This is a genomic window from Streptomyces sp. STR69 (assembly GCF_024519455.1).
Classification (GTDB): Bacteria; Actinomycetota; Actinomycetes; order Streptomycetales; family Streptomycetaceae; genus Streptomyces.
The window spans coordinates 32,568-49,229 of sequence record NZ_JALJRY010000027.1 but is presented as its reverse complement, the minus strand read 5'-3'; the positions used below and the strand labels follow the sequence as shown (position 1 = coordinate 49,229).

At 67.1% G+C, this 16,662-nt stretch carries 10 protein-coding genes; 1 reads left to right on the top strand and 9 read right to left on the bottom strand.

Features of this window, described 5'->3' with window-relative positions:
- Positions 1 to 198 precede the first annotated feature (198 nt).
- The 7 genes from OC490_RS37540 to ngcE all read right to left on the bottom strand — a co-directional run bounded on the left by OC490_RS37540 (position 199) and on the right by ngcE (position 8,501).
- Positions 199 to 1,518, bottom strand: a complete 1,320-nt coding sequence (locus OC490_RS37540; protein ID WP_262062516.1) for a sugar ABC transporter permease — start codon at positions 1,516 to 1,518, stop codon at positions 199 to 201.
- Positions 1,515 to 2,303: an ATP-binding cassette domain-containing protein gene (locus OC490_RS37535; RefSeq protein WP_262062515.1), complete on the bottom strand. Its 789-nt coding sequence runs from the start codon at positions 2,301 to 2,303 to the stop codon at positions 1,515 to 1,517. The genes OC490_RS37540 and OC490_RS37535 overlap by 4 nt, the downstream gene beginning before the upstream one ends.
- Before the next feature lie 209 nt (positions 2,304 to 2,512).
- A complete protein-coding gene (locus tag OC490_RS37530; protein ID WP_262062551.1) occupies positions 2,513 to 3,610 on the bottom strand; it encodes a sugar ABC transporter substrate-binding protein in 1,098 nt (365 codons plus the stop codon).
- A 132-nt stretch (positions 3,611 to 3,742) separates the two neighbouring features.
- Positions 3,743 to 4,942: an ROK family transcriptional regulator gene (locus tag OC490_RS37525; RefSeq protein ID WP_262062514.1), complete on the bottom strand. Its 1,200-nt coding sequence runs from the start codon at positions 4,940 to 4,942 to the stop codon at positions 3,743 to 3,745.
- A gap of 182 nt (positions 4,943 to 5,124) precedes the next feature.
- Positions 5,125 to 6,054, bottom strand: a complete 930-nt coding sequence (locus OC490_RS37520; RefSeq protein ID WP_262062513.1) for a carbohydrate ABC transporter permease — start codon at positions 6,052 to 6,054, stop codon at positions 5,125 to 5,127.
- A gap of 4 nt (positions 6,055 to 6,058) precedes the next feature.
- A complete protein-coding gene (locus OC490_RS37515) occupies positions 6,059 to 6,985 on the bottom strand; it encodes a carbohydrate ABC transporter permease (RefSeq protein WP_262062512.1) in 927 nt (308 codons plus the stop codon).
- Between the two features lie 49 nt (positions 6,986 to 7,034).
- Entirely contained in the window at positions 7,035 to 8,501 is a 1,467-nt protein-coding gene (gene ngcE, locus OC490_RS37510) for an N-acetylglucosamine/diacetylchitobiose ABC transporter substrate-binding protein (RefSeq protein WP_262062511.1), read from the bottom strand.
- Between the two features lie 340 nt (positions 8,502 to 8,841).
- On the opposite strand from ngcE, the gene OC490_RS37505 reads away from it, so the two are divergent.
- The gene (locus OC490_RS37505) at positions 8,842 to 12,633 is read left to right on the top strand and encodes a GH92 family glycosyl hydrolase (RefSeq protein ID WP_262062510.1); all 3,792 of its coding nucleotides are present in this window, start codon (positions 8,842 to 8,844) and stop codon (positions 12,631 to 12,633) included.
- Positions 12,634 to 12,640: 7 nt separating this feature from the next.
- Here OC490_RS37505 and OC490_RS37500 read toward each other — a convergent pair whose 3' ends face one another.
- Positions 12,641 to 13,015, bottom strand: coding sequence for a hypothetical protein (locus OC490_RS37500; protein ID WP_262062509.1), 375 nt, complete (start codon positions 13,013 to 13,015; stop codon positions 12,641 to 12,643).
- A 67-nt stretch (positions 13,016 to 13,082) separates the two neighbouring features.
- Positions 13,083 to 16,355: a GH92 family glycosyl hydrolase gene (locus OC490_RS37495; protein WP_262062508.1), complete on the bottom strand. Its 3,273-nt coding sequence runs from the start codon at positions 16,353 to 16,355 to the stop codon at positions 13,083 to 13,085.
- Positions 16,356 to 16,662 lie beyond the last annotated feature (307 nt).

Below are 16,662 nucleotides of genomic sequence, written 5' to 3'. Positions count from 1 at the left end.
CCTTGCGAGTAGAGCTGATCGAGCTGTTGCCGGGCTTGTCGAGTCTAATGTTCCGCCTTTGCGGACCGCGCCCGGGCTGTGCGTCATACGTCACGCGATCGGCTGTACCCAAGAACAGGCTTTCCTACGACCTTTCCCACCGCATGACGGTGCCCGGTACCGCGATCGGTACCGGGCACTGGTCGGGAAGGGCGCAGGTCAGCCGCGACCTGCCGCCTTCTGGCTCTTGCGGGACACCGAGTCGATGACGACCGCGCCGAGCAGAACGCCGCCCGTGATCATGTACTGGATCGACGTGTTCATGTTGAGCAGGTCGAGACCGGTCTGGATCGACTGGATGACGAGCATGCCCAGCAGGGCGGACCAGACGGTGCCGCGGCCACCGAAGAGGCTCGTCCCGCCGATGACCGCCGCCGCGATGGCCAGCATCAGGGTGTTGCCGCCGCCGGCGTTGAGCGTGGCGCTCTGGGTCTGGCCGGCGAAGAACATACCGCCGACCGCCGCGAAGCCGCCGGAGATGGCGAACACGGTGATACGGATCATGGACACGTTGATACCGGCACGGCGCGCGGCCTCGATGCCGCCGCCGACCGCGAAGACCTTGCGGCCGTACGGGGTACGGCGGAGCACGAAGTCCACGATCACCAGGGAGGCGAGGAAGATCACCAGCGAGTTGGAGACACCGGCCGACGAGTTCAGCACCGCCGCGGTGACGAACGCGGCCACGGCGAGCAGACCGACCCGCAGCGCGATCTCGCTGGTGGGCCGGAAGGGCACCCCGGCGGCCTTGCGGCGGCGCTGCTCGACGAGCGAACCGTAGGCCAGGGAGCCGACGCCGAGCGCGGCCAGGATGTAGGCGCCGGCGATCGACTGGTCCATGAAGAAGGAACCCTGGCCGAGCAGGTGCACCGGGCCCTCGTCCGGGATGTTGATGGTGCCGCTCGAACCGAGCAGCCACAGCATCAGACCGTTCCAGCCGAGGAAGCCGGCCAGGGTGACGACGAACGCCGGTACGCCGATCCTCGCGAAGAAGAAGCCGTGCAGCGCGCCGATGCCTACGCCGGTGACGATGGTCAGGACCAGCGCCAGCCAGCCGTTCATCCCGTGGTTGACCACGAAGACGGCGAACAGGGTGGACGCCAGACCGCTGACCGAGCCGACGGACAGGTCGATCTCGCCGAGCAGCAGCACGAAGACCAGGCCGATGGCGAGCATGCCGGTGGCCGACAGGTAGTAGCTGATGTTGGACAGGTTGTCCGCGCTCAGGAACCGGCTGTTCTGCGACTGGAAGATGATGCCGATGACGATCAGGCCGGCGATGACCGGCAGGGAGCCGAGTTCACCGCCCTTGACCTTGCGCTTGAACTCGGTGACGTAGCCCTTGTAGCCCTCTTCGCGGACCAGCAGACGCGGGTCGAGGGCGGTGGCGGCACCGGCCGCTGCCGTGGGGTCGTCGGCCGGGGCCGCGGCGGTCGGTTCGACCGCGTCCTTCTTCACGGTGCCTGACGTGTCGCTCACTTTGCCGCCTCCGTGCTGCGCACCGCACGACGGGTCACGGCGTTGTCCGTGGCACCGGTGATCGCGGCGATGATCGTTTCCTGACTGGTGTCCTTCACCGGGAAGGAGCCGTTGTTCTTGCCCAGCCGCAGCACGTTGACGGTGTCGGCGACCGCCTTGACGTCGGCCATGTTGTGGCTGATGAGGATGACGCCGAGGTTGCGCTCGCGCAGCCGCTCGACCAGGTCGAGGACCTGCGCGGTCTGCTCGACGCCGAGGGCGGCGGTGGGCTCGTCGAGGATGACGACCTTGGGGTCACCGATCAGCGCGCGGGCGATGGCGACGACCTGTCGCTGGCCACCGGAGAGGCTGGCGATCGGGATGCGCACGCTCGGGATGCGGATGGAGAGCGTGCTCAGCAGCTCGCGGGAGTTCTTCTCCATCGTGACCTCGTCGATGACGCCACGGCGAAGCAGCTCACGACCGAGGTAGAGGTTGCCGACGACATCGAGGTTGTCGCACAGCGCGAGGTCCTGGTAGACCGTCGCGACGCCGAGTCCCTGGGCGTCGTGCGGCTTGTTGATGCTGACCGGGTTGCCCTCCCATTCGATGACTCCCTCATCGATGGGGTGTACCCCGGCGATGGTCTTCACCAGGGTGGACTTTCCCGCGCCGTTGTCGCCGACCAGTGCGACGACTTCTCCGGGGTGGACCTCCAGCTCTACGTCGGTGAGGGCCTGCACCGCACCGAATCGCTTGGAGACTCCGCGCAACGCCAGCACGGGCGTAGCGGACACGTGAACCATCTCCTTCGCCGCCTGACCGGCGGGGATGCCGCGCTTGTCAAAAGCCGCGGAGGGTTGTGCCTAGGCACAGATTTACAAGATGAACATGCGCGCGGCCGATGCCAGTTGGCAACGGCTGCGTTCGCACGGGTTCCGATCGGCGCCCGCCCCACAGCGGGGTTTGAAGGTGGGGCGGACGCCGAAGGGGCTTTGTCACCGCTGGGCGGTGGTTACTGCAGACCGGCCGTCTTGCACGCCGCGGCGTACTCCGAGGTGCAGATCTGCGCGACGGTGTAGAGACCGTCCTTGATGACCGTGTCCTTGATGTTGGCCTTGGTGACCGACACCGGGACGAGCAGCTGCGAGGGCACCTTGTCGCCGGAGCCACTGGTCTGGGTGGTCGTGGCGAGCGAGGTGATGCTCTTGCCCTGCGCCAGGTCCACGGCGAGCGTGGCGGCGGCCTCGGCCTCCGGCTTGAAGGCCTTGTAGACGGTGCTGGACTGGGTACCGGCGACGATGCGCTGGATACCGGCGAGCTCCGCGTCCTGGCCCGTCAGCGGGATGCCGCTGATCTTGGCGCCCTTGAGGACCGTGGCGATGCCACCGGCCATGCCGTCGTTGGCGGAGTAGACGCCCGCGATGTTCTTGGCACCGAGCTGCGTGATGGCCGCGGACATCTTCTGCCCGGCGATGGTGTCCTTCCACAGACCGGACTGCTCGTAGGCGATGTCGACCTTGCCGTCGAGGGCCTCGTGGGCGCCCTTCTTGAACATCGCGGCGTTCGGGTCGGCGTCGTCACCGTTGATCATGACGATCTTCGACTTCGTGGTGGCCTTCGAGCCCAGCGAGGCGAGGAGGGCCTCACCCTGGAGCTTGCCGACCTGCACGTTGTCGAAGGAGACGTACGCGGAGACCGGGCCCTGGGCCAGACGGTCGTACGCGACGACCTTGATGCCCTTGTTGACCGCCTGCTGGATCGAGGACTTGATCGCGGCGGAGTCCTGGGCGCTGATCACGATGACCTTGACGCCCTTGGTGATCATGCTGCTGACCTGCTGGGCCTGGGTGGCCGCGCTGGCGTTGGCGTTGTTGTACTCGACGGTGCAGCCGGCGCAGAGCGCCTTGACCTTGGCCTCGAAGTACGGCTTGTCGAACTTCTCGTACCGCGTGGTGACACTGTCGGGCAGGAGCAGACCGATCTTGGCGTTGGTGCCGCCCGAGGAGCTGGAGGAGCTGCTGTCGGACTTCTTGTCGTCGCCGGCCTTGCCACAGGCGGCCATCGAGACCGCCATCGTGGTGGCGATGACTGCAACGGCGGCACGACGCATACGCGTGTTCACTTTGTAACCTCCCTGACGAGGCCGCGTCGTTGCGGCCGAGGTGGCTGGAAGTCAACTCGGCCACGCGTGCGACGTCAAGAAGTAAATACTTAACGAGATGGCAACGGCGTCGTGCGTTCTCTAAGTGAAGGCAGGTGTGGCCGCAGTCAGCGACCCGTCCAAAAGGGTCGAATCGCCCATCTCGCTTAGTGCGAGAGCGAGCGCTCCGAGCACCTCCGCACGGCCTCCAAGTGCACCCGGGAGAACGGACAGTTGACGCGCCGCACTGGGGATCGCATAGCGGCCGACAGACTCCCTGATCGGCCCGAGCACCAGCTCACCGGCCTCGGCGAGATCGCCACCGAGGACCACTCGGCTCGGGTTCAGCAAATTGCAGAGATTGGCGACTCCACTGCCGATGTGTCGGCCGACGTCGGCGATCACCCGACGACAGCCCGGGTCTCCGTCCCGCGCCAGCCGTACGACTCCTTCCATGGTCAGGTCGGTGCCGTGACTGCCCTGGAGGAGCGGCAGCACATAGCGCGCGGCCGTGAAGGTCTCCAGACAGCCCCGGTTTCCGCAACGGCAGACAGGGCCGGACTCATCAAGAGTAATATGCCCGATTTCTCCCGCTGTGCCACCCGGGCCCCGGTAGATCTTGCCGTTGATGACCAGCCCCGCGCCGACCCCGCTCGCGACTTTGATGTACGCCAGGTCCCTGACCCCCCGGCCACTGCCCCAGACCAGCTCACCGAGGGCGCCGAGGTTGGCGTCGTTGTCCACGTGCACCGGTACGCCCAAACGGCTGCCGAGCTCCTCGGCGGGTCTGGTGCCGGTCCAGCCCGGGAGGATGGCGGTGGAGCCCAGGGTGCCCGATTCCACGTCGATCGGCCCGGGTACGCCGAGGCCCACCCCGGCGATCTTGGAACGGTCCACTCCGGTCGCCGCGATCAGCCGGTTGACCAGCTCTTCCGCCCGGTCGAAGCCCTGCGTGGAGGAGGCGTCCACGTCGACGGGCTCGGACTCCTCGGCCAGCACCTGATGGGCGAGATTCCCGACCGCGACGCGCAAATGCGTGTGCCCGAAGTCGACACCGATGACGATGCCGGCATCCCCGCTCAGCGACACGCTGCGGGCCCGGCGACCGCCCGCCGAGGTGGGGGTGACCTCGACCGTTCCGCCGTCCTTGAGCTCGCGCACGATGTTGGAGACCGTCGCAGCGGACAGACCCGTCGTCCTCGCGATCTCCGCCTGCGTGAGCGACCCGGCCAGCCGCACCGCTCGCACGACCCGCTCTAGATTCGCTCGGTGCAGCGACGACTGCGACCCCGGAGTCTCCACGACGACCTCCTGCGCGCGGGACCGCATCGATGAGGCCCCGTCTATGTCCAACTAGTGAACTCTAAGCTGAGCCGTTAGGGCCGCCTCCCGTCAAGAGGTTGAACCGCATCCGGGTAGTTGCACACATGCGTGCAGGCCGCCCCAGAGGCCTGGAGCGGCACGCACGAGCCCCTAGCGGGGCGCTACTTGAGAGCTCCCGCCGTCAGCCCCTGCACCACCTGACGCTGGAAGACGATGTATGCAGCAAGTACCGGAAGCATCGCCATCACCAGACCGGCGAAGAGACCGGACCAGTCGCCCTTGTAGCCCTGGCTGGCGGCGAGCTGCACCAGGCCCTGGGTGAGGACCCGCTTGTCCGGGTCGGTGTTCAGGACCGTCGGCAGCATGTACTGGTTCCACTGCCCCAGGAAGTTGAAGATCCCCACGCTGATCAGGCCCGGCTTGGCCATCGGCAGCATGATCTGGAAGAACGTCCGGGTGTGCGAGGCCCCGTCCACGAACGCCGCCTCCGCCACCGAGGTGGGCAGCGTGCGGAAGAACGCGGTCAGGAAGAAGACCGTGAACGGCAGCGAGTACGCGATGTAGACCAGGATCAGCCCGTGGATCGTGTTGAGCAACCCCATGTTGTTGACGACGTAGAACAGCGGGACCAGGGCCAGCATGATCGGGAAGCTCATGCCGCCGATGAAGAGGAAGTAGATGAAGCGGTTGCCCGGGAAGTCGAACCGGGCGAGCACGTACGCGGCCATCGAACCGAGCACCAGCGTGCCGATGAGTGAACCACCCACCACCAGAATGGTGTTGAAGAAGTAGTCGCTCATGTTGGCGTCGGTCCAGGCGCGCGCCCAGTTGTCGAAGTGCAGTTTGTCCGGCAGTGCCCAGGGCGAGCTGAAGATGGCGCTGTCGCTCTTGAAGGACGTCATCACCGCCCAGAGGAGCGGCAGGACGACCATGAAGGCCCACAGGATGAGCATGCCGTGCGAGAAGACATTGAGGACTCTGCCCTCTTTCTTCTTCTTCCGCTTCGGCGGGTCCCCGGCGGATGTGCCGACCTTGGCGACGGGGACACCGGGCTCGGCCGGCACGGGGGCGGGGGTCTCGGTCGTCTTCATGTGATCAAAACTCCAGCCGCTCACGGCGGCCCAGTCGCATCACGATCGCCGCGAAGGCCAGCGTGACGACGAGCAGGGCGACGCCGATGGTGGTCGCGTAGGCGGCCTGTCCGTCTCGGAACGCCTTCTGGTACACGTACAGGACCATGACGGTGGTCGAGTAGTCGGGACCGCCCGGTCCGGTCGTCATGATCTGTACGACCGCGAACGACTCGGCACCCAGCGCCAGGATGCCCATGTAGACCCAGCCGGACATCACGGTGTCCCACAAAAGCGGCAGGGTGAGGCGGAAGAACGTGGTCATCCGGTTGGCGCCGTCGAGCAGCGCCGCCTCGTACAACTCCGCAGGAATGGACGCCATACCGGCGGAGAAGAGGACCACGAAGAAGCCGACCGTGGACCAGACGAGGACCGCCATCACACACCACAGCGCGAGGCTCGGATCGCCGAGCCACAGCGGCTGGATGCTGCCGAGTCCGATCCCGCGGAGAAAGGAGTTGATCGCGCCGCTGTCCGGGTTGTACGCGAAGGCGAACAACAGGGCGACGATCGCGATCGAGAGGACCTGCGGGAAGAAATAGACGATCTTGTAGAAGGAGGAGCCGCGGACGCCCGAGACCACCGGGCCGCCCGTCCGGCGCCGTCCGCCCACATTGATCATGAAAGCGAAGAACAGCGCCAGACTGATCGTCACCAGCGGCAGCACCAACGCGAACAGGAGACTGTGCTGCAACGATTTCCAGAAGATCTCGTCGTGGAACATTCTCTTGTAGTTGTCGAAGCCGACCATTTTGAATTCCGGGCTCAGCCCCGTCCAGTCCGTGAACGAATAGTAGATGGACTGGATGAAGGGCCATACGACGAAAAGCACGTACAGCCCGAGGGGAACGGTCAGGAACCCCACGATGAACCGGTACTTGCCGTGCTGCATTGCTACCGACCCCGTTCTCTGGGCGGGCGCCGCCGCTGGTGACGGATCCTCACTGGTGCTTGTAGTGCTTGATCGACGTGTCCTTGGCCGCCGCGTCGGCGAAGCCCTGGATCTTCTTGATGGTCTCGGCCGGGGTGGCCCGTCCGGCCATCATCTCGCCGAGACCCGCCACACCGATCTGCTCCTTCTGCAACTGCACGTACCAGTCCTGAAGGCGCGGGTTGAGCACGTTGTCGCCGGCCAGCTTCAGCGCCGCCACACCGGAGGTGAGGCCCGGCGTGAGGGTGATCCCGTCGGTGCCGCCGTTGTACGCGGTCAGTGACTTCACCTTGCTGGTGAAGTTCTTCGACGAGGCCTCGCTGAGCATGATGCGCAACTGCTCCATGCCGCCCGCCGCGTTGGCCGCCTTGGCCGGGACGATGAAGGGTTCACCGCCGGACGCCCAGATGGTGCCGAAGGGCATCTTGTCGGAGCTGTCGATGCCGGTCGGCGCGGAGACGGCGAGGTTGAAGTCCTTGGGGATGACGTTGGCGGACTCGTTCTCCACCCAGGAGCCGTTCGGGATGAACAGCGCCTTGCCCTCCGCCCACGCGGTCTGCGACTGGATGTGGTCGATACCGGGCGTGCCCTTGAGGATGTAGCCCTTCTTGAACAGCTCGTAGTAGGCGTCGAAACAGGCCTTCACAGCCGGGTGCTTCCAGGCGTTCGGCTCCAGGTTGTCGATCGCGTCGAGGACCTCACGGCCGCCGACCTTGCCGATCATCGGGTAGAGCGAGAACGGGAGGTAGTACGGGTACTTGCCCGCGTAGGTCCAGCCCGCCATGCCCTTCTTCTTGGCCTTCTCGCAGACCGCGAGCATCTGGTCCCAGGTCTCGGGGTACTTCTCGTCGAGCGCGTCCAGGGCCTTCTGCGAGTACCAGACGCCGTACACGGTGTAGGCGTAGTACATGATCCAGACCGGGTCGCCGTCGAACTGGCCCATCTCGACGATGCCGGGCCGCAAGGTGTCGCGGACCTTCTTCGACGGGTCGTCGTAGGAGGGCGCGTCCAGCAGCGGGGTGAGGTCGCTGAGCTGCTTCTTGCCGACGAGGACACCCATGTCCATCTGCTCGGCACCGGAGTTGTCGATCAGGTCCGGCGGGGTGCCCTGGTTGAAGCGGGGCTGCAGCGTCGACTGGATCTTCTGGGTGGCGGAGAACTTGACCTTCGCCTTGGGGAAGTTCTGCTCGTAGATCTTGACGGCGTCCTCGGCGTACTCCTTTCCGAAGCCGCCGTCGAAGAGCACGAACTCCATCTGTGCGGTGTCGTTCACCGCCAGCGGGTTCTTCGCGGTCTTCGTGCCCGCCTTGGCCTTCTTGTCCGAGCCGCTGTCGCTGCTCGCACAGGCCGACAGGAAGCTCATGGCCGGAACGGAGATCAGGCCGAGTGCGGCCGACCTCTTGATCAGATCTCGGCGGCCGACGCCCTGTGCGCCGGTGCTGTCGGAAAAACGGTTCTCGGCGGAAGTGGATCCCATGCTCAAGTCCTCGCCTTCTCCAGGACTCAGGCGGTGAACCGGATCCTCCCCGGCACCGCGGTCAGGTCGAGCTGGTTCGTGCAGGGGTGGAACGCCGACAGGTATAGTCCACTTCCGGTCGACAGAGCAAGATCGAATGCAGGGTAGGTTGTCGGTCTTTTCCGAAGTGAGACCTCGCGGAAATATGAAGGCCCTGTGCGTTCGATGCCGGAGAAATCCCCGCTATTGCGCTCGAATGCCGCACTCAACACCCTTGACATCCCTGGCCACTTGACTCCCTACTGTTGCTTGCGCGGCAGAATTGACAACGTTGTCTCACGTGGCGGGAGGATGCCCTCGTATGCATCACAGATGGTGGGGTTCGGCGGCCGTTTCGGTGGCCGCCGTCGCTCTGGTGGCGGGCTCGCAGGGGGCGGCCGTGGCGCTGCCCGTCAAGGCCCCCGCTCCGGCCGGGGAGTTCGCCTCCTCCTTCGAGACGGGCGATCCGGCGCCGGACTGGCTGAACACCGTGGACACCGCGCCGGACGGCTCCAAGCGGGCCTCCGGTGTCGACGGGGGATACACCAGCGGCATCCCCGGCAATGTGGACGACCACGTCACGGACCTGCGGGCCAGCGGCGAGAACACCGGTGCGGGCGAGGTGAAGGAGAACCTCGTCGACGCCGAGTCCGGCACCAAGTGGCTCACCTTCGCGCCCACGGGCTGGGTCGAGTTCGACCTGGACAAACCACTCAAAATAGTGACGTATGCGCTGACTTCGGCCAATGACCACGACGAGCGCGACCCGCAGGACTGGACGCTCCAGGGGTCGACCGACGGCAAGGACTGGAAGACCGTCGACACCCGCTCCGGCGAGTCGTTCTCCGCACGGTTCCAGACCAAGTCGTACGACCTCGCCGAGCCGGCCGAGTACCAGCACTTCCGGCTGGACGTGAGCAGGAACAACGGCGGCGACATCCTGCAGCTCGCCGACGTCCAGTTCTCGACGGGCGGCTCCACCGCCCCGATCCCCGAGGACATGCTCTCGCTGGTCGACCACGGCCCCAGCGGCTCCCCCACGGCCAAGGCGGGCGCCGGCTTCACCGGGACGCGCGCACTGCGCTACGCGGGCCGTCATACGGCGACGGGGCGGGCCTACTCGTACAACAAGGTCTTCGACGTGAACGTGGCCGTCGACCGGGACACCGCGCTGTCGTACAAGATCTTCCCGCAGATGGCCGACGGCGATCTGGACTACGACGCCACGAACGTCTCCGTCGACCTCGCCTTCACCGACGGCACCTACCTCAGCGGCCTCGGCGCGACGGACTCGCACGGCTTCGCGCTCACCCCGCAGGGACAGGGCGCCGCCAAGATCCTCTACGTCAACCAGTGGAACAACGTGCTCTCGCGGATCGGTTCGGTCGCGGCCGGCAAGACCGTCGACCGGATCCTGCTGGCCTACGACTCCCCCAGCGGGCCGGCGAAGTTCCGCGGCTGGCTGGACGACGTGAGCATCAAGAGCGTCGCACCCGACAAGCCGAAGGCGCATCTGTCCGACTACGCGCTCACCACCCGGGGCACCAACTCCAGCGGCAGCTTCTCGCGCGGCAACAACTTCCCCGCGACGGCTCTCCCGCACGGCTTCAACTTCTGGACCCCGGTGACGAATTCGTCGTCGCTCAGCTGGCTGTACGACTACGCACGAGCGAACAACGACGCCAACCTGCCGACGCTCCAGGCGCTCAGCCTGAGCCATGAGCCCAGCCCCTGGATGGGCGACCGGCAGACCTTCCAGGTGATGCCGTCGGCGGCCTCGGGCACCCCCAACACCGACCCGAACGCCCGGGAGTTGGCCTTCAAGCACGAGAACGAGACCGCGCGCCCGTACTACTACGGCGTCACGTTCGAGAACGGTCTCAAGGCCGAGATGGCTCCGACCGACCACGCGGCCTCGCTGCGCTTCACCTACCCCGGCGACGACGCGAGCGTCATCTTCGACAACGTCACCGAGCAGGCGGGCCTGACCCTCGACAAGACCAACGGGACCGTCACCGGCTACTCCGACGTCAAGTCCGGGCTGTCCACGGGCGCCACCCGGCTCTTCGTCTACGGCGTGTTCGACGCGCCGGTGACGGACGGCTCGTCCACCGGGGTCAAGGGCTATCTGCGGTTCAAGGCGGGCGCCGACCACACGGTCACCCTGCGCCTGGCCACCTCGCTGATCAGCGTCGACCAGGCGAAGGACAACCTGCGCCAGGAGATCCCGGACGGCACCTCCTTCGACACGGTCAAGGACCAGGCCCAGAAGGTGTGGGACAAGCTGCTCGGCAAGGTCGAGGTGGAGGGCGCGACCCCCGACCAGCTGACCACGCTCTACTCCAGCATGTACCGGCTGTACCTGTACCCCAACTCCGGCTTCGAGAAGGTCGGTTCGACCTACCAGTACGCCTCGCCATTCTCCCCGATGCCGAGCCAGGACACCCCGACGCACACCGGTGCGAAGATCGTGGACGGCAAGGTGTACGTCAACAACGGCTTCTGGGACACCTATCGGACCACCTGGCCGGCGTACTCGCTCCTGACGCCCGGTCAGGCGGGTGAGATGGTCGACGGGTTCGTGCAGCAGTACAAGGACGGCGGCTGGACCTCGCGCTGGTCCTCCCCCGGCTACGCGGACCTGATGACCGGCACCTCCTCCGACGTCGCGTTCGCGGACGCGTACGTCAAGGGCGTGCAGTTCGACGCCAAGTCGGCCTACGACGCGGCCGTGAAGAACGCCACCGTCGTCCCGCCCTCCTCGGGCGTCGGCCGCAAGGGCATGACCACCTCGCCCTTCCTCGGCTACACGAGCACGGACACCGGCGAGGGCTTCTCCTGGGCCATGGAGGGCTACAACAACGACTACGGCATCGCCCAGATGGGCCTGGCCCTCTACAGGAAGACCGGGGAGAAGCGCTACAAGGAGGAGTCCGAGTACTTCCTCAACCGGGCCCAGGACTACGTGAACCTCTTCGACAAGCAGGCCGGGTTCTTCCAGGGCAAGGACGCCAAGGGCAACTGGCGGGTGGACTCGGCGAGTTACGACCCGAAGATCTGGGGTTACGACTACACGGAGACCGACGGCTGGGGCTACGCCTTCACCGCCCCGCAGGACAGCCGCGGCCTCGCCAACCTCTACGGCGGCCAGAAGGCCCTGGGCGACAAGCTCGACGAGTACTTCGCCACCCCGGAGAAGGCCTCGTCCGCGACCGTCGGCTCCTACGGCGGTGTCATCCACGAGATGACGGAGGCGCGGGACGTCCGGATGGGCCAGTACGGGCATTCCAACCAGGTCGCCCACCACGTCACTTACATGTACGACGCGGCCGGCGAGCCCTGGAAGGCGCAGAAGGACGTGCGCGAGGTGCTGTCGCGGCTCTACACCGGCAGCGAGATCGGGCAGGGCTACCACGGCGACGAGGACAACGGCGAGCAGTCGGCCTGGTACCTCTTCTCCGCGCTCGGCTTCTACCCGTTGGTGATGGGCAGCGGCGAATACACCATCGGCTCCCCGCTGTTCACCAAGGCGACCGTCCACCTGGAGAACGGCAAGGACCTGGTCGTCAAGGCGCCGAAGAACAGCACGAAGAACGTCTACGTCCAGAGTCTGACGGTCAACGGCAAGGCCTGGACGTCGACTTCGCTCCCGCACTCGCTGCTGGAGAAGGGCGGAGTGCTGGACTTCTCCATGGGCTCCAAGCCCTCGACGTGGGGCAGCGGCAAGAACGCGGCGCCGGTGTCGATCACCAAGAACGACAAGGTGCCGACGCCCCGCAGCGACCAACTCGCCGCTACCGGCGCCCTGTTCGACAACACGTCGGCCACGGCCGCGACGGTGACCTCGGTGGACCTGCCGGTCGCCAAGGCCACCAAGGGCATCCAGTACACGCTGACCTCGTCGACGGACCGCACGTCGGCACCGACCGGCTGGACCCTCCAGGGCTCGGCCGACGGCAGCAAGTGGAAGACGCTCGACAGACGCTCCGGCGAGTCCTTCACCTGGGCCAAGCAGACGCGCGCCTTCTCGGTCAAGTCACCGGGCTCGTACGCGCACTACCGCCTCGTCCTGGACAGTTCCTCGACGCTCGCGGAGGTGGAGCTGCTGGCCTGAGGCACGGTCACGGCACGGGGAGGCGGGGCAGCAGCCTGCGCAACGCCTCCGCGTGCTGGTGAACCCGTCTGAGCACGCCTCTTCTGGTCGACGCGAAGACGGGGACGTCCTGGGCCGGGCCGCACGCGGCGGCCTTGTACAGATCGTCCAGCCAAGCCCCTTTCCCCCTGGTGCCGTCCGGCGCCAGGGGGATCAGCCGTGTCAGGACCTCCGATTCGGCGCCGCCCAGGAACCAGACGCGCACCATCAGATCGGCGCGCAGATAGCGCAGCCCGCCGTCTATGTCCTCCGGCGGCGCGAAGCCCTCGCCCTCGACCAGGAAAGCGAAGGCCGAACGCGCCTCGGCCCGGAACTCCTCGGGCAGCTGCGGCCGTTTAACCATCTGCGGATGCTCGCACGCGCCGGTGTGCCCCCGCCACCGGAACGGGCGAGGGCACACATAGTGGACGTCAGTTCACCGCAAGGGTGAACACATGGAGATCCGGGTCGTCCGGAAGTGTCACGCTCTTGATGGTCTTGCCCGTGGGTGCCGCGAACGGCTTGGTGGCGAACACATAAGTGACGACCGGGTCCTTGTCCGCACCCGCGACATTGCGGTACGCGGACCTGGCGACGATCTCGTTGCCGTACTGCACGGTTCCGCCGCCACCGCCGACCGTCCAGTCCGTGAAGGACAGATCGATCACATCCGTGCTGCCGTCGGTGTAGGTGACGGTCGCCTTCGTCTGCTGGTTGCCGTTGACCGCGCTGCCGACGAAGGACAAGTTGGCCGCGGGCTGCGCGAGTTGGAGGGTCTGACCGGCAGCCGAGACATTGTCCGGGCGCCCGTTCGGCGAGTTGGGCCAGGTGAAGCCGAGCCCGTCCACCGTGCCCGCGCCGCCCGGGGTCAGCCCGGCCGCCGCGAGCGCCTGGAGGGAGTAGCTCCAGCCGCCCCCGTCGAAGTCCGCCTCGTCGTGCTCACCGGTGTCGTCGGAGACACCGGTGTTGTTGTAGGCGGCGAGCAGGGTGCCGGGCGCGGCGACCGTCAGGGACACCGGCTGCTCGTACGACGTGTCGCCCGAGGTGACGGTGACCTTCACGTCGTAGAAGCCCTGCTTGACGTCGTCGGCGGCGGTGAGGGTGATGTCCTGCGAGCCGTCGACCACCGTTCCCTGCGCGGGAGTTGCCGTGACTCCGGCGGGCGTCTCGACGCTGTAGCGGACCTCCGGTCCGGTGCCGCCGCTGAGGGCCAGGGCCTTGATGTTGACCTTGGTGCTGTCTCCGGGCGCGAGGGTCGCGGCGGTGGGGCCGACGCCGATCTGGTAGGGCTGTTCGCCGGTGCGGAAGGACGGCGGGGCGTCGGCCGGGTCGCTGCCCCAGGTGCGGTTCGGGGTGGTGGAGAGGGTGTAGTCGAGGGTGCCGCCGTTCCTGACGATCGAGGAGGAGAGCCAAGGTTGTTGCGTGCTACGGCCGTTGACCTTCAGGGACTGGATGTACGGGGCGTCGGTCGCGGCGCCCTGCGCGCGGATGGAGATGTCGTTGCCGTGCGGGCGCTTGATCTCGATGCGCTCGAACAGCGGGGAGGCGAGGGTGAGTTCGGCGCGGGAGGGGACCTGGGGGTACATGCCGAGTGCGGAGAAGACGTACCAGGACGACATCTCGCCGAGGTCGTCGTTGCCGGGGATGCCGGCCGGGTCGGTGGTCCAGAGCTGCTTCATGGCCGCCCTGACCGTCTCCTGGGTCTTGTAGGGCGCACCCGCGTAGTCGTAGAGGTAGGGGACGTTGACGGACGGCTCGTTGTCCAGCTCGGACTTGTCGCCGCCGCTGCCCGTGAAGGCCCAACTCCCGTCCGCCTCATGGAAGAAGGAGTCGAGGCGGGCGAGCGCCTTGTCCGTGCCGCCCATCGCCGCGAAGAGGCCCGCCGGGTTGTGCTGGACCATCCAGGTGTACTGGGCGGCCGTGCCCTCCACGAAGCCGTTGCCGGTGCCCGGGGTGAAGCCGGTGACCCAACTGCCGTCCGCCTTGCGGTTGGCGATGTAGCCGCCGGTGGGGTCGGCGGCGATGTTGAAGTTGTTCTGCCACCACTGGGCGCGCTTGGCGAAGTCGGCCGCCGTGCTCTTCTTCCCTGCCGCCGTGGCGAGTTGGGAGAGCGCGAAGTCCGCCGTGGACATCTCCAGGGTCTCGGCGGCGCCGCCCCAGGCGTTGGAGACCGACGGCATGTAGTGCAGGTTCAAGTACTTGTCGAGGGACGGGCGTTGGCCCACAGACAGCACCGGCTTGCCCGAGGAGGAGAGGTCCTGCGCGGTGGGCACGGTCGCCGCCTGGACGAGGGACGCGAGTGCCCCCTTCAGGTCGAAGTCGGTGCCGCCGAAGGCACGGATGCCGGCCAGGGCGGTCGGTGAGGGGTCGCCGTTCATGACGTGGGTGCCGCTCGCGCCGTGCAGCCAGCGGTCCCAGATGCCGCCGTTCTGCTGGGCGAGTTCGTAGAGGGACTGCGCGATGTCCGAGCCGGTGCGCGGGCTGAGGAGGGTGAGCAGTTGGACCTGCGACCGGTAGATGTCCCAGCCGGAGAAGGTGCCGTACTGCGCTTGATGCCCCCGGCTGATCTTGTGCACCTTGCCGTCGCTGCCCGTGTATCTGCGGTCGGCGTCGCTGATGACGTTCGGGTGCAGGAGGGCGTGGTAGAGCGCGGTGTAGAAGGTGGTGCGCTCGGTGTCGGTGCCGCCGCCGACCTTGATCGCGCCGAGCTGGTCGCGCCAGGCACGGTGGGCCGCGTCCTCGACCGCGTCGAAGGAGCGCTTCGGCGGGTTCTCCGCCGCGAGGTTGGCCTCGGCGCCGGCCTGACTGACGTAGGAGATACCGACCTTGACGCCGACCGGGCCGGTGCCGGGCTCGAACTCGACGTAGCCGCCCGCGCCCTTGCCCGCGACTGGACGGCCGCCGTTCGTGAACCCGCCCGTGCCACCGGTCGCGGAGGTCGACCCCGGGGTCAGCTTGTCGTCCTGCCAGGTGCCGGTGGTCTTGAAGTCCCGGTCGAAGGTGGCGGTGAAGTAGAGGGTGTAGTAGGCGCGTTGACCCTCGGGGTCGAGGTAGCCGCAGAAGTTGCCGGAGGTGACCGAGCCGGAGACCTTGCGGGTCGCCGGGTCGATGGTGACCGACGAATCGGTCGAGCCCACCTCGGAGTTGGCGGTGCGGATCAGCAGCGAGGCGGGCTTGTCGGCCGGGTAGGTGAAGCGGCCGGAGCCGGTGCGGGCCGTCGCGGTGAGGTCGGCGGTGACGCCGGACGCGAGGCCGACCTTGTAGTGGCCGGGTTCGGCGGTCTCGGCGGTGTGGCTGAAGTCGGAGGCGTAGACGGCGTCCTTGGTGTCGCTCGCCGGGGAGGAGGTGACCTCACCGGCGTACGGGAAGAACGGGATGTCCCCGCTGCCGCCCGCACAGCCCGTGCCGGACATGTGGGTGAGGCTGAAGCCGCGGATGCGGGTGGCGTCGTACTGGTAGCCGCCTGGTGCGGCGGTGCTCGTCGCGCCGCCTCTGGTGTTCTCCGGGCTCCAGGAGAGCATGCCGAAGGGCACGACGGCGCCCGGGAAGACATTGCCGCCGTTCTTGGTGCCGATCAGCGGGTCGACGTAGGCGCTGGGGTCCTTGACGAGTTGCGGTGGGGCGGCAGTGGCCGCCAGGGCGGGGGTGGCGCCGCCGACCGCGAGTGCGGCGGCGAGCAACAGGGACATGGGACGGAAACGCATGACGCGGCCCCTCCTCCTTCGGACGGGTCGCGCACCACAGGTCGCACAAGCCGCAGGGACAGTAGCGTGCGCCACCCGTACCACGGAAGAGCGCATGGGTCGGCGGGGGCGCGCAGGGCAGCCACTCGGACGGCGTCCGCAGGCCAACTAGCTTGACATCGTTGTCCGTTGAGGCGGTAGAGTCGTATGCAGACCATTTGACAACGTTGTCGCACCGCAGTGCCGTCCCAAGCCACGCACCACCCGGGCAGGTTGAACCCCCATTCCCTGCCCGGCTCGCGGACCCGGTGGCCCCCGACCACCGGGT